The 13,443-nt window shown below is 70.5% G+C and carries 13 protein-coding genes and 1 riboswitch; of the genes, 9 read left to right on the forward strand and 4 right to left on the reverse strand.

Features of this window, described 5'->3' with window-relative positions; genetic code table 11:
- Positions 1–6 precede the first annotated feature (6 nt).
- From ABCU91_RS14240 to ABCU91_RS14265, 6 genes are read left to right on the forward strand one after another with little or no spacing between them, the layout of a single operon-like run.
- Positions 7–1,503 (forward strand): fumarylacetoacetate hydrolase family protein, encoded by a 1,497-nt coding sequence (locus ABCU91_RS14240; RefSeq protein WP_413354210.1) that lies wholly within the window; start codon positions 7–9, stop codon positions 1,501–1,503.
- Positions 1,500–2,183 carry a GntR family transcriptional regulator gene (locus tag ABCU91_RS14245; protein WP_406923529.1) on the forward strand — a complete coding sequence of 228 codons (684 nt, stop codon included), beginning with the start codon at positions 1,500–1,502 and terminating at the stop codon, positions 2,181–2,183. Before ABCU91_RS14240 ends, ABCU91_RS14245 begins: the two co-directional genes overlap by 4 nt.
- 23 nt (positions 2,184–2,206) lie before the next feature.
- Positions 2,207–3,718 carry a 5-carboxymethyl-2-hydroxymuconate semialdehyde dehydrogenase gene (gene hpaE / locus ABCU91_RS14250; protein WP_406923528.1) on the forward strand — a complete coding sequence of 504 codons (1,512 nt, stop codon included), beginning with the start codon at positions 2,207–2,209 and terminating at the stop codon, positions 3,716–3,718.
- A gap of 29 nt (positions 3,719–3,747) precedes the next feature.
- Positions 3,748–4,911 carry a 3,4-dihydroxyphenylacetate 2,3-dioxygenase gene (gene hpaD, locus ABCU91_RS14255; protein ID WP_406923527.1) on the forward strand — a complete coding sequence of 388 codons (1,164 nt, stop codon included), beginning with the start codon at positions 3,748–3,750 and terminating at the stop codon, positions 4,909–4,911.
- On the forward strand, positions 4,911–5,696 hold the full coding sequence (locus ABCU91_RS14260) for a 2-keto-4-pentenoate hydratase (protein ID WP_413354211.1): 786 nt from the start codon (positions 4,911–4,913) through the stop codon (positions 5,694–5,696). The genes hpaD and ABCU91_RS14260 overlap by 1 nt, the downstream gene beginning before the upstream one ends.
- Positions 5,681–6,460 (forward strand): HpcH/HpaI aldolase family protein, encoded by a 780-nt coding sequence (locus ABCU91_RS14265; protein ID WP_413354212.1) that lies wholly within the window; start codon positions 5,681–5,683, stop codon positions 6,458–6,460. Before ABCU91_RS14260 ends, ABCU91_RS14265 begins: the two co-directional genes overlap by 16 nt.
- 3 nt (positions 6,461–6,463) lie before the next feature.
- Here ABCU91_RS14265 and ABCU91_RS14270 read toward each other — a convergent pair whose 3' ends face one another.
- On the reverse strand, positions 6,464–7,432 hold the full coding sequence (locus tag ABCU91_RS14270; RefSeq protein WP_413354213.1) for a squalene cyclase: 969 nt from the start codon (positions 7,430–7,432) through the stop codon (positions 6,464–6,466).
- 39 nt (positions 7,433–7,471) lie between these two features.
- The gene (locus tag ABCU91_RS14275; protein WP_413354214.1) at positions 7,472–8,275 is read right to left on the reverse strand and encodes a sugar nucleotide-binding protein; all 804 of its coding nucleotides are present in this window, start codon (positions 8,273–8,275) and stop codon (positions 7,472–7,474) included.
- Between the two features lie 166 nt (positions 8,276–8,441).
- On the opposite strand from ABCU91_RS14275, the gene ABCU91_RS14280 reads away from it, so the two are divergent.
- Genes ABCU91_RS14280 through ABCU91_RS14290 form a run of 3 tightly spaced genes read left to right on the forward strand, consistent with a single transcriptional unit; the run spans position 8,442 to position 10,899 of the window.
- Positions 8,442–9,302, forward strand: a complete 861-nt coding sequence (locus tag ABCU91_RS14280) for an ABC transporter substrate-binding protein (protein WP_406923522.1) — start codon at positions 8,442–8,444, stop codon at positions 9,300–9,302.
- Between the two features lie 20 nt (positions 9,303–9,322).
- The gene (locus tag ABCU91_RS14285; protein WP_413354215.1) at positions 9,323–10,168 is read left to right on the forward strand and encodes an amino acid ABC transporter permease; all 846 of its coding nucleotides are present in this window, start codon (positions 9,323–9,325) and stop codon (positions 10,166–10,168) included.
- Positions 10,165–10,899, forward strand: coding sequence for an amino acid ABC transporter ATP-binding protein (locus tag ABCU91_RS14290; RefSeq protein ID WP_413354216.1), 735 nt, complete (start codon positions 10,165–10,167; stop codon positions 10,897–10,899). The genes ABCU91_RS14285 and ABCU91_RS14290 overlap by 4 nt, the downstream gene beginning before the upstream one ends.
- Before the next feature lie 127 nt (positions 10,900–11,026).
- Here the strand turns inward: ABCU91_RS14290 and ABCU91_RS14295 are convergent, their stop codons facing one another.
- Positions 11,027–11,917, reverse strand: a complete 891-nt coding sequence (locus ABCU91_RS14295; protein WP_413354217.1) for a bifunctional methylenetetrahydrofolate dehydrogenase/methenyltetrahydrofolate cyclohydrolase — start codon at positions 11,915–11,917, stop codon at positions 11,027–11,029.
- A 124-nt stretch (positions 11,918–12,041) separates the two neighbouring features.
- Positions 12,042–13,316, reverse strand: a complete 1,275-nt coding sequence (gene glyA, locus ABCU91_RS14300) for a serine hydroxymethyltransferase (RefSeq protein ID WP_413354218.1) — start codon at positions 13,314–13,316, stop codon at positions 12,042–12,044.
- Positions 13,317–13,354: 38 nt separating this feature from the next.
- Positions 13,355–13,438, reverse strand: a riboswitch (ZMP/ZTP riboswitch).
- Positions 13,439–13,443 lie beyond the last annotated feature (5 nt).

The raw sequence follows: 13,443 nt of genomic DNA on the forward strand, positions 1-13,443 counted from the left end.
CAGACGATGCAGAACGACGACACGGTGACGGATGCCGCGACCGCCGACCCGCGCTTCGCGGCCCTTCCCGGCCGACCGGGGAAGATCATCGCCGTCCACCTGAACTATTGCTCGCGCGCCGCACAGCGCGGTCGCACCCCGGCGGCGCCGTCCTACTTCTTCAAGGCCTCGAGCTCGGTCGCCGCCTCCGGCGGCACGGTCGAACGCCCTGCCGGAACCGAACTGCTCGCCTTCGAGGGTGAGATCGCGCTCGTCATCGGCGCCCCTGCCCGCCGCGTGAGCGCCGACCGGGCATGGGAGCACGTCGCGGGGGTCACGGCATCCAACGACCTCGGTCTGTACGACCTGCGCGCGAACGACAAGGGATCGAACGTCCGCTCCAAGAGCGGCGACGGCTTCACCCCGCTCGGCCCCGTCGTCCTCGACGCCCGCCTGCTCGACCCGGCCCGGTTGCGCGTGCGCACCTGGGTCAACGGCGAGCTCGCCCAGGAGGGCTCCACCGACGACCTCCTCTTCCCCCTCCCGCAGATCGTCGCCGACCTGTCGCAGCACATGACGCTCGAGCCAGGCGATGTCATCCTCACCGGGACGCCGGCGGGCTCGTCGGTCATCGTCCCCGGCGACGTCGTCGAGGTCGAGGTCGACGCCCCCGACACCGGGGCGTCCACGGGCCGGCTGACGACGGCAGTGGTCGACGGCCCCGACGTCCCCTTCGACCGGGCGCTCGGTTCACTTCCCCAGGTCGACGACACGCAGCGCGAAGAGGCGTGGGGCTCCCGCGAGGCCGCCGGGCTGGCCGCGGCATCCGCCCTCTCCCCGGACCTCCGCGAGAAGCTCGAGCGCGTCCCGGTCGCGGGGCTGTCGCAGCAACTGCGAAAGCGCGGCCTCGACAACGTCACGATCGACGGCGTCGCCCCGCTCCACCCCGACGCGAAGCTCGTGGGCGTCGCCGCGACGCTCCGCTTCGTGCCGAACCGCGAGGACCTGTTCCAGAGCCACGGCGGCGGCTACAACGCGCAGAAGCGCGCGTTCGACGCGGTCCGCGAGGGTGAGGTCATCGTGATCGAGGCGCGCGGCGAGGCCGGTTCCGGCACGCTCGGCGACATCCTCGCGATCCGTGCGCACGCGCAGGGCGCGGCCGGCATCGTGACCGACGGCGGCGTGCGCGACGCCGCCGCGGTCGCCGCGGTCGGCATCCCGGTGTACACCGCGGGCGCGCACCCGGCGGTTCTCGGTCGCAAGCACGTGCCGTGGGATGCCGGGGGCACGATCGCCTGCGGCGGCACGACCGTGCAGCCCGGCGACATCATCGTGGGCGACCGCGACGGCGTCATCGTGCTGCCGCCCGCGCTCGCCGAGGAGGTCGCCGACGCGGCCCTCGCGCAGGAGGACGAGGATGCCTGGATCGCCGCCCGCGTCGCCGAGGGCGAGCCGGTCGACGGCCTGTTCCCGATGAACGCGCAGTGGCGCGAGCGGTACGAGGCCGAGCGGAGCAGGCGATGAGCGGTGTCGCCGCGCCGAGCAAGTCGCAGCAGGCGTACGCGTGGCTCAAGGAGCGGATCGTCGACGAGACCTTCACGCCCGGCTACCGCCTGGTGCTCGGCAGCATCGCGAGCGAGCTCGATATGAGCGTCGTCCCGGTGCGCGAAGCGATCCGCCAGCTCGAGGCCGAGGGACTCGTGACCTTCGAGCGCAACGTCGGGGCGCGCGTCTCGATGGTCGACGACTCGCAGTACCGCTACAGCATGCAGGCGCTGTCGATCCTCGAAGGCGCCGCCACCGCGCTGTCGGCCCGGGCGCTCACCGAGTCCGACGTCCGCCGGGCGCGGGAGATCAACGAGCTCATGATCGAGACGCTCGACCACTTCGACCCCCGGGCGTTCACGCGGCTGAACCAGGAGTTCCACGCGACCCTCTTCGAACGCTGCGCGAACCCGCGGATGCTGGAGCTCGTCCAGACCGAGTGGGCGAGGCTCGGGCACCTCCGCGATTCCACGTTCAGCTTCGTGCCGGGTCGCGCGCAGGAGTCGGTCCGCGAGCACGAGCAGATCCTCGCGCTCATCGAGCGGAGCGCCCCGCTCAGCGAGATCGAGCACGCCGCACGTCGGCACCGCTCGGCGACCCTCGACGCCTATATGACCCACGAACACCCCGACCAGGCCCTCGGCCTGCCGAACTTCTGACCCATCGAGCGAGGACGCACGACATGACGGATCCCACCCTGGCCGCGCCGCACACGCCCGCGGACCTGCCCACCCGCATCCAGCACTACATCGACGGCGCGTTCGTCGACTCGGCGGACGGCGACACGTTCGACGTCCTCGATCCCGTCACGAACCGGGTCTACCTGCAGGCCGCTGCGGGCAAGAAAGCCGATGTGGATGCCGCGGTCGCCGCCGCGCGCCGCGCCTTCACCGACGGCCCGTGGCCGAAGATGCTGCCCCGCGAGCGGTCGCGCATCCTGCACAGGATCGCCGACCTGGTCGAGTCCCGGGACGCCCGGCTCGCCGAGCTCGAGTCCTTCGACTCGGGCCTGCCGATCACGCAGGCGCTCGGGCAGGCACGTCGCGCCGCCGAGAACTTCCGCTTCTTCGCCGACCTGATCGTCGCCCAGTCCGACGACACGTTCAAGGTTCCGGGACGTCAGATCAACTACGTCAACCGCAAGCCGATCGGCGTCGCGGGGCTCATCACGCCGTGGAACACGCCGTTCATGCTCGAGTCCTGGAAGCTCGGCCCCGCGCTCGCCACGGGCAACACGGTGGTGCTGAAGCCCGCCGAGTTCACGCCGCTGTCGGCATCCCTCTGGGCCGGGATCTTCGAGGAGGCGGGACTCCCCCAGGGCGTCTTCAACCTCGTGAACGGGCTCGGCGAGGACGCGGGCGATGCGCTCGTGAAGCACCCCGACGTTCCGCTCATCTCCTTCACCGGCGAGAGCTCGACGGGTCAGCTGATCTTCGCGAACGCGGCGCCGTGGCTGAAGGGCCTGTCGATGGAACTCGGCGGCAAGAGCCCCGCCGTCGTCTTCGCCGATGCGGACCTCGACGCCGCGGTCGACGCGACGATCTTCGGCGTCTTCTCCCTCAACGGCGAGCGCTGCACGGCGGGCAGCCGCATCCTGGTGCAGCGCGAGGTCTACGACGAGTTCGTCGAGCGTTACGCGGCGCAGGCGCAGCGCGTCAAGGTCGGCTTCCCGCACGACCCCGCGACCGAGGTCGGCGCCCTCGTGCACCCGGAGCACTACGACAAGGTGATGTCCTACGTCGAGCTCGGCAAGGCCGAGGGCCGACTGGTCGCCGGCGGCGGCCGCCCGGACGGCTTCGCGGACGGCAACTTCGTCGCGCCCACGGTGTTCGCCGACGTGCCCCCAACGGCGCGCATCTTCCAGGAGGAGATCTTCGGCCCCGTCGTCGCGATCACGCCGTTCGACACCGACGACGAGGCGCTCGCCCTCGCGAACGACACGAAGTACGGCCTCGCCGCCTACATCTGGACCAACGACCTGAAGCGCGCCCACAACTTCTCGCAGGCCGTCGAGGCCGGCATGGTGTGGCTGAACTCGAACAACGTCCGCGACCTGCGTACGCCCTTCGGCGGCGTGAAGGCCTCCGGACTCGGCCACGAGGGCGGCTACCGCTCGATCGATTTCTACACCGACCAGCAGGCCGTGCACATCACGCTCGGCAAGGTTCACAACCCCACCTTCGGCAAGAACTGACTCCGCCCACGACCAGCAAGGACTCTGACATGAGCCACCGCGACGGCATGACCAAGACCTCCTCCGGGTTCTTCGTCTCGCAAGAAGCCCTCATCCGCACCGATGACCCGGTGCAGACGCCCACCTCGCCCGCCCCCGACATCCTGCGCTGCGCGTACATGGACCTGGTGGTCACCGACCTCGCGGCATCCCGCCAGTTCTACGTCGACATCCTGGGACTCCACGTCACCGAGGAGGACGACGAGGTCATCTACCTGCGCTCGACCGAGGAGTTCATCCACCACAACCTCGTGCTGCGGAAGGGTCCGGTCGCCGCCGTCGCCGCGTTCTCGTACCGGGTCCGCACACCGGAGGACCTCGACCGGGCGGTCGCGTTCTACGAGGAGATCGGATGCCGCGTCGAGCGCCGCGCCGAGGGGTTCACGAAGGGCATCGGCGACTCGGTGCGCGTCGAGGACCCGCTCGGCTTCCCGTACGAGTTCTTCCACCAGAGCGAGCACGTGGAGCGGCTGTCGTGGCGGTACGACCTGCAGATCCCCGGCGAGCTCGTGCGCCTCGACCACTTCAACCAGGTGACACCCGACGTCCCGCGCGCGGTGCGCCACTACCAGGACCTGGGGTTCCGGGTGACGGAGGACATCCAGGACGAGGACGGCACCGTCTACGCGGCGTGGATGCGGCGCAAGCCCACCGTGCACGACACCGCCGCGACCGGCGGCGACGGCCCGCGCATGCACCACGTCGCCTTCGCGACGCACGAGAAGCACAACATCCTCGCGATCTGCGACAAGCTCGGCGCGCTGCGCCGCTCCGACGCGATCGAGCGCGGGCCGGGCCGTCACGGCGTCTCGAACGCGTTCTACCTCTACCTCCGCGACCCCGACGGCCACCGCGTGGAGATCTACACGCAGGACTATTACACCGGCGACCCCGACAACCCCGTGGTCACGTGGGACGTCCATGACAACCAGCGCCGCGACTTCTGGGGCAACCCGGTGGTCCCGTCCTGGTACACCGAGGCATCCCTCGTCCTCGATCTCGACGGCAACCCGCAGCCGGTCCGCACCCGCGAGCACCGCAGCGAGATGGCGGTCACGATCGGCGCCGACGGCTTCTCGTACACCCGCGAGGGCGACGACGAGGCGATGCCGTCGTGGAAGCAGGGCGAGTACAAGCTGGGGAACCAGCTCTGATGCTGTCCGCCGAGGACGTCTCGCGCATCGCGGATGAGCTCGCCGAGGCCGACCGCACGCACGGCGTCATCCCGCGGATCACCGCGCGCTACCCGCAGGCGACGGTCGACGACTCCTACGCGATCCAGGGCGTCTGGCGCGACCGGATGATCGCGTCGGGACGGCGCCTCGTCGGCCGCAAGATCGGGCTGACCTCGAAGGCGATGCAGCAGGCGACCGGGATCACCGAGCCCGACTACGGGGTTATGTTCGACGACACCGTCTACCGGCCGGGCGACAGCATCCCCGTCGACCATTTCTCGAACGTGCGGATCGAGGTCGAGCTGGCCTTCGTGCTGGCGAGGCCCCTCGAGGGCCCCGACTGCACGCTCGACGACGCCCTCGCGGCGATCGACTACGCCGTGCCCGCGCTCGAGGTGCTGAACTCGCACATCGAGCTCGAGGGGCGGACGATCGTCGACACGATCAGCGACAACGCCGCGTACGGGGCGATGGTCCTCGGCACGGAGCATCGCCGCCCCGACGAGATCGACCTGCGCTGGGTGCCGGGGGTGCTGTCGCGGAACGGCGAGATCGAAGAGACCGGTGTGGCCCAGGGCGTCCTCGGCCACCCCGCGACCGGCGTCGCCTGGCTCGCGAACAAATTCCACCAGCACGGTGCACGGCTCGAGGCGGGCGAGATCATCCTCGCGGGCTCGTTCACGCGGCCGGTGTGGGTGTCGCGCGGCGACGAGGTGCGCTGCGACTATGGGCCGATGGGAGTCATCGAATGCCGTTTCATCTGAACCCGACGTTCCGAGAGGCACTGGCGGATGCCGACCGTCCCCTCGCGGGCATGTGGGTGTGCTCCGGGTCGCCGCTGGTCGCAGAGATCTGCGCGGGCGCGGGCCTGGACTGGCTGCTCATCGACATGGAGCACTCGCCGAACGGGCTCGAGTCGGTGCTCGCCCAGCTGCAGGCCGTCGCCGCCGCGCCCGTGACGGCGGTCGTCCGCGTGCCGATCGGCGACGTCGTGACGATCAAGCAGGTGCTCGACGTCGGCGCGCAGAACATCCTCGTGCCGATGGTCGATACGGCCGCGCAGGCGGCGGAACTCGTCCAGGCGGTCCGCTATCCGCCTCGCGGTCGCCGCGGGGTCGGGTCGGCGCTCGCCCGCTCCGCCCGGTGGAGCCGGGTCGAGGACTACCTCGCCGACGCCGATCGGCACGTGTCGCTGTTCGTGCAGGTCGAGACGACCGAGGGAGTCCGGAACGCCGCGGAGATCGCTGCGGTCGACGGCGTGGACGGGGTCTTCGTCGGGCCGAGCGACCTGGCGGCCTCGATGGGCCTGCTCGGTGCGCAGACGCACCCCGACGTCGTCGCCGCCGTCCTCGAGGCGTTCACAGCCGTGCGCGGTGCAGGCAAGCCTGTCGGCGTGAACGCCTTCGATCCGGATGCCGCGCAGCGCTACCTCGACGAGGGGGCGTCGTTCGTGCTCGTCGGCGCCGACGTCACCCTTCTCGCCCGCGGATCCGAGGCGCTGGCCGCTCGATGGTCGGTTCCGCGCTGAGCGTCAGCGGGAGGCATCCCACCACTGCAGGACACGGAGCGAGAGGAACGTGAGCCAGCGCGACGGCTGACCCTCGGGTGCGTCGATGTCGAACCAGCGCCTGCCCTCGAGCGTCCGCCCCTGGTGCCACGTGCCGTCGGCGTGCCGCGCCGTGCGGACCATCTCGATCGCCCCGGCGAGCCGCGGGTCCGGCGGGGTGCCGTCCTGCAGTGCGGCGTCCCGAAAATGATCGAGTGCGGCGAGCGCGCTGTACCGATGCCGGTTCGGGTAGACGAAATCGGTCACGAACGATCCGACGAGGTCCCCGGTCGACAGCCGGTACGCGAGCCGCCGTTCGAGGAGGTACTCCTCGCCGTGATGGCGACTGTCGCGCAGCGCCGTATCGCCGGTGGACGTCTCGTAGGCGAGCATGCCGCGCAGCGCATTCAACGTGGAATGGAACGATCCGCGTATTGACTCCCCCTCCTCCGCCTCACAGTTCCAGCCGCCGTCGGCGAGCTGATGCGCGGGGAACCAGCGCGCCAGCGCCGAGACGTCCGCGCCGAGCCAGGCGCCCGTCCCGAGCGTGAACGCGTTGATGCAGACGTCCACCTCTCCACCCCAGTACGGCAGGTCGTCGTACTCCCAGCGGCTGTTGCGGTCGAGCTTGTCCGCGGTGTCCCCGAGAGCGGATGCCGGCACTCCCCACTCGCGCAGGTCTTTAAGCGTCCAAGTCGTCGCCGTCCACGGCTGGCCCGGCATCTCGGCCTCGGGGCTGCCGAAGAACCCGGCCGGGAAGTACGCACCGCCCTCCCACTGCCCGTCGTCCCCCTGCTGCGCGAGGAGCGTCGCCCCGTTTCCCTCGGTCGCGACGCGCGCACGCGTGGCCTCCCACTGCGCGGGCGGCGCGCCGAGCAGGTCGCGTTCGACCTGCCAGCGGAGCGAAGGGTCCGAGTCCAGCAGCCAGTCCAGCGTCCCCTGCGTGGGAGTCATGTCCGCATCCTCGCGCGGGCCGCCGACATCCGCTAGGGCTCAGCCCCGCTGCGCGAGCATCTCGCCGTAGCCGTCCTCGAAGGTCGGGAACGCGAGCCCGTCGACGACCTCACCCAAGCGCGTACCGTCGAGCACGGTGCCGCGCCGTCCGGCGGGTTCGCCGCGCGGCGGCACCGGTACGTCCAACCGATCGGCGAGGAACGCAACCACCTCGCCGAGGGTCGCGGGGCGCCGGTCGACGGCATGGAGCACGGTAGGCACCTGGTCCGCCTGCAACAGCGTCAGGATCGTGCGGACGACGTCGGTCTCGTGGATGCGGTTGGTCCGGCGATCGTGGTCGACGGGCCTGCCGGCGAGCACCTGACGGATGAGTCGGTCACGTCCCGGTCCGTAGATGCCCGCGGGTCGCAGGATCGTCGCCCCCAGCAACGCGACCGCGCGCTCTTCGCCGTCGACGAGCTGCCGCGCCCGCTCGCTGCGCGGCCGAGGCTCGTCGCTCTCGGTCAGCGGCCTCTCGTCGCCGTACCCCTCGAACACCCGCGTGGACGACACCCAGATCGTGCGCGCCGGCCGCGCCGGCAGCGCCTCGGCGACACGGCTGATCGCACCGGCGAGGAAGTCCGGCTCATCCCCCGGCGGCAGCGTCACGACGACGGCATCGACCGCCGGCAGCGGCTCCGTGAGCGGGAGGGACAGATCCGCGGCGATGTGCCGCCCGCCGTCCGCACCGGATGCCGCCGAGCGCCGCAGTGTGACGACCTCGCCGCCCGCGCGGCGCAGCTCCTCCGCCACCCGCGATCCGATGCGCCCGGAACCGACCAGAAGAGTGCGTGGAGGGACCATGCCCCCATCCTCTCAGTGGCGCGGGATGACGGCCGTGTAACAAAGCGACGCCGCCGCACCCGCGGCATCCGTCTGCGCGCGAGAATGAACTCCGGCTTCCCGCGACACGCGGCGTTGCCCACCCGACCCCCTCGTCCGAGCACCCTCGGCGTCCCCGGAGGCCCTCATGTCCCGTCGTCCCGCCCTGCGCACCGCTCTCGCTGCATCCGCCGCGGCCCTCGCCCTGCTCCTCGGAGGCTGCGCGTCGAGCGCCGCACCCGGTGCCGGATCGTCTGCAGGCGCCACGCCGTCGGCCGACGACTACGTCACCCCGGGCAAGTTCACGGTCGCCACCGGCGAGACCGCCTACGAGCCGTACGTCTACGACGACGAGCCCGAGTCGGGCAAGGGTTTCGAGGCCGCCGTCGCCTACGCCGTCGCCGACGAGCTCGGGTTCGCGAAGGACGACGTCGAGTGGGTCCGCACGAGCTTCGAGGCGGCGATCGCGCCCGGCCCGAAGAGCTTCGACGTGAACCTGCAGCAGTACACGATCACCGACGACCGTAAGAAGGGCGTCGACTTCTCGTCGCCGTACTACTCCGCGAGCCAGTCGATCATCGCCCTCGAGGGCGGCAAGGCCGACGGCGTCAAGGACCTCGCCGGCCTCAAGGACATCACGATCGGCGCCATGGCGAACTCGACGAGCGCTCTGACGCTCGACGCGCTCGACCTCGGGCTCACCCCGAAGCTCTACAACTCGAACGAGGACGCCACCGCGGCCCTCAGCGCCGGACAGGTGGATGCCGTCGTCCTCGACACCCCGACCGCCTACGTCGCGGTCACCGCGTACATCACCGACTCCTTCATCGTCGGCGAACTCCCGAAGGTCGGCGTCGAGGACCAGTGGGGCCTGCTCCTCGCCAAGGACTCGCCGTTGACCCCCGCAGTCAGCGCGGCCGTTGACGCCCTCCGTGAGGACGGCACCCTGGCCGAGCTCGAGAAGGAATGGCTGTCGGGTCTCACCGAAGGCGTGACGAAGCTCCAGTGAGGACGCGCTAGCGTCGATCCGTGAGTACCAGCACCCCGAGCGCACTCGAGCTCGACCGTCGCGCCTACCGGCGCGGACGCGAGCGACGGTCGGTGCTCATCGCGATCCTCTCGACGGCCGCGTTCGCGGTGATCGTCTGGGCAACCGTCATCAACACCGAGGGCTGGGCGAAGGTCCAGCAGGCCTTCTTCGACCCCGCTGTCGCGGTCGAGGCTCTGCCGAAGGTCTGGGAGGGCTTCCTCATCAACCTGACGGTGCTCGGCCTCTCGATCTTCACCGTCGGTGGGGTCGCGCTCGTGATCGCACTGCTGCGCACCCTCCGGGGCCCGGTCTTCTTCCCGGTGCGGACTCTGGCGGCGGGCTACACCGATCTGTTCCGAGGATTGCCGTTCATCATCGTCCTCTACCTCGTCGGCTTCGGGCTGCCGACGATCACCGGCGAACGGATCGACGAGCTGTTCCTCGGCGTGCTGGCGGTGACCCTCACCTACTCGGCGTACGTCGCCGAGGTGATCCGGGCGGGCATCGAGTCGGTGCACCCCTCGCAGCGCCTCGCGGCGCGCGCACTCGGCCTGAACCACGTGCAGACGCTCCGCCGCGTGGTCCTACCGCAGGCACTCCGCAAGATGACCCCGGCGCTCATGAACGACTTCATCTCGATGCAGAAGGACGTCGGACTCATCTCGATCATCGCGGGCCTCGACGCGATCGCCCGGGCGAAGGGCGTCGTCGCGACGACCTACAACTTCACGCCGTACGTCGTCGCAGGCATCCTCTTCATCCTGCTGGCGATCCCGACGATCCGCCTGACGGACTGGTACACGGCGAGGCTCCGGGAGCGCGAGCAGTCAGGATCGGTGCTGTGAGCGGGCTCCTGACGGCGACCGGCATCCGCAAATCCTTCGGCGACCGCAACGTTCTGAAGGGCGTCGACGTGACGCTCGGTGCGCACGAGGTGGTTGCGCTCATCGGTGCGAGCGGGTCGGGCAAATCGACGCTGCTGCGCTGCCTGGGCCTTCTCGAACCCATCGACGACGGTCAGATCTTCCTCGGCGACGAGGACATCTCCGACCCGCGGGTCGACGGCAACCGCGTGCGGGCGCGCCTCGGCGCCGTCTTCCAGAGCTTCAACCTGTTCCCGCACCTGTCTGTGCTCGACAACGTCACGCTCGCCTCGCGAGTCGTGCACCGGATGCCGCGCCGCGCCGCCGAGGCCCGCGCCGCCGAGCTGCTGGCCCGGGTGGGGCTCGCCGACAAGGCGAAGGATCACCCCGACCGGCTGTCGGGCGGTCAGCAGCAGCGCGTCGCCATCGCCCGTGCCATCGCCACCGACCCCGAGGTGCTGCTGCTGGACGAGATCACCTCGGCGCTCGATCCGGAGCTGGTCGGCGAAGTCCTCGAGCTCGTCCGGGATCTGGCGTCGGAGGGCGCGACCATCCTGATGGCGACGCACGAGATGGCGTTCGCGCGCGACGTCGCCGACCGCGTCGTGTTCCTCGACGCCGGCACGATCGTCGAGCAGGGCCCATCCGCATCGGTGCTGCGGCATCCGCAGGAGGCCCGCACTCGGGCGTTCCTCGCGCGCTTCACCGCCTGAGCGGCGCAGCCGCCGGGGCGTCGACGGATGCGAGGGATGCCGGGCGACACCCGGCATCCCTCGTCACCTCGTCGGCGTGTCGGGCGCGAACTCCTGCATCCGCGAACGGTTGAGGTCGCGAGCAGCCTCAGTCCCTCAGCCCCGCAGCGCGCTCGGCGACCTCGACCACGTTGGTCATGAGCAGGGCGACCGTCATCGGTCCGACGCCGCCGGGGTTCGGCGACACCCAGCCGGCGACCTCCGCGACGTCCGGGTGCACGTCGCCGTAGACGCGGCTCTTGCCGGTCTCGGGGTCGTCCTCGCGGGTGACGCCGACGTCGAGGACGGCTGCGCCGGGCTTCACGTGCTCGGCCGAGACGATGTGCTTGACGCCCGCCGCGGCGACGATGACGTCGGCCTCGCGCAGGTGCGCGCCGAGGTCGGTCGTCCCGGTGTGGGTGAGCGTGACGGTCGCGTTGTACTCGCGCCGCGTGAGCAGCAGGCCGATCGACCGGCCGATCGTGACACCGCGGCCGACGACGACGACGTGCTTGCCCGCCAGGTCGTAGCCGTTGCGCACCAGCAGCTCGATGACGCCGCGAGGCGTGCAGGGCAGCGGTGACGTGATCGGCGTGTTGACGTTGAGCACCAAGCGACCGAGGTTCGTCGGGTGGAGGCCGTCGGCATCCTTCTCCGGATCGATCCGCTCGAGAATGCGGTCGGTGTCGAGGTGCTTCGGCAGGGGCAGCTGCACGATGTAGCCGTGGCAGGCGGGGTCGGCGTTGAGCTCGTCGATCAGCGCCTCGACCTGCTCCTGCGTCGCGTCGGCCGGCAGCTCACGCTGGATCGAGTTCATCCCGATCGCCTCAGACTGGCGGTGCTTCATCCCGACGTAGAGCTGCGATGCCGGGTCTGCGCCCACCAGCACGGTGGCGATGCCGGGCGTCACACCGTGCTCCTTGAGCACGGCCACCCGCTCGGCGAGCTCGGTCTTGATCGCGGCCGAGGCCGCCTTCCCGTCGAGGATCTGCGCGGTCATGATGCCTCCTGTCGTCGCCCCTCGATCGCGAGACTGCACCCGAAGCTCGAAACTGCGGCCCAGGACCACTGTCTCGAGGCGTGCGTGCAGTCTCGCGGGCGGAGAAGGGGCCGGATGCCGGCGGTCACTGCTGGAGGCTCGGGTAGAGCGGGAACGCGTCAGCGAGCTTGGCGACGCGGGCGCGGAGCGCCTCGTGGTCAGCGCCCGGCAGCAGCGCGAGCGCGATGACGTCGGCGACCTCGGTGAACTCGGCGTCGCCGAAGCCGCGGGTCGCGAGCGCCGGGGTGCCGATGCGCAGGCCCGAGGTGACCATCGGCGGGCGCGGGTCGTTCGGGACCGCGTTGCGGTTGACGGTGATCCGAATGTCGTGCAGCAGGTCTTCGGCCTGCTTTCCGTCGATCGCCGCGTCGCGCAGGTCGACGAGCACGAGGTGCACGTCGGTGCCGCCGGAGCGCACCGCGATGCCGGCGTTCTTGACGTCGTCCTGCGTGAGGCGGTCGGCGAGGATCGCCGCACCGCGCAGCGTCCGCTCCTGACGCTCGGTGAACTCCGGGGTCATCGCGAGCTTGAACGCGGTCGCCTTCGCGGCGATCACGTGCATGAGGGGCCCGCCCTGCTGACCGGGGAAGACCGCGGTGTTGATCTTCTTCGCGATGTCGGCGTCGTTCGTGAGGATGAGGCCCGAGCGGGGGCCGCCGATCGTCTTGTGCACGGTGGTCGAGACGACGTGCGCATGCGGGATGGGCGACGGGTGCAGGCCCGCGGCGACGAGACCGGCGAAGTGCGCCATGTCGACCCAGAGGAGCGCGCCGACCTCGTCGGCGATGGCGCGGAAGGCGGCGAAGTCGAGCTGGCGCGGGTAGGCGGACCACCCGGCGATGATGACCTTCGGCTTGTGCTCGATCGCGAGGCGGCGGACCTCGTCCATGTCGACGAGCGAGGTCTCGGCGTCGACGCCGTACGCGACGATGTCGTACAGGCGGCCCGAGAAGTTGATCTTCATGCCGTGCGTGAGGTGACCGCCGTGGTCGAGCGAAAGGCCCAGCAGCGTGTCGCCGGGGCGAGCGATCGCGTGCAGGACGGCGGCGTTGGCCGACGCACCCGAGTGGGGCTGAACGTTGGCGAACCCGGCGCCGAACAGCGCCTTGGCGCGCTCGATCGCGAGCTCTTCGGCGACGTCGACGACCTCGCAGCCGCCGTAGTAGCGGCGGCCGGGGTAGCCCTCGGCGTACTTGTTGGTGAGGACGGAGCCCTGCGACTGCAGCACCGAGACGGGAACGAAGTTCTCGGAGGCGATCATCTCGAGGAACCCGCGCTGACGGTCGAGCTCGCGCTCGAGCACATCGGCGATCTCGGGATCGACCTCGGAGAGGGGGGCGTTGAACAGCGAATCGGTCATGACGATCTCCTGACGACGGCTTTCGGGATGAGGAATCTCGCATCGGCCCAGGCGCGCGGTCGAATGCCGTGTCAATCGCTCCCCGGTGGTAGCCCACCTCAACGCCAGTCGCGACACTGCGAGCATA

Source organism: Microbacterium phoenicis (assembly GCF_047302325.1).
Taxonomy (GTDB): domain Bacteria; phylum Actinomycetota; class Actinomycetes; order Actinomycetales; family Microbacteriaceae; genus Microbacterium.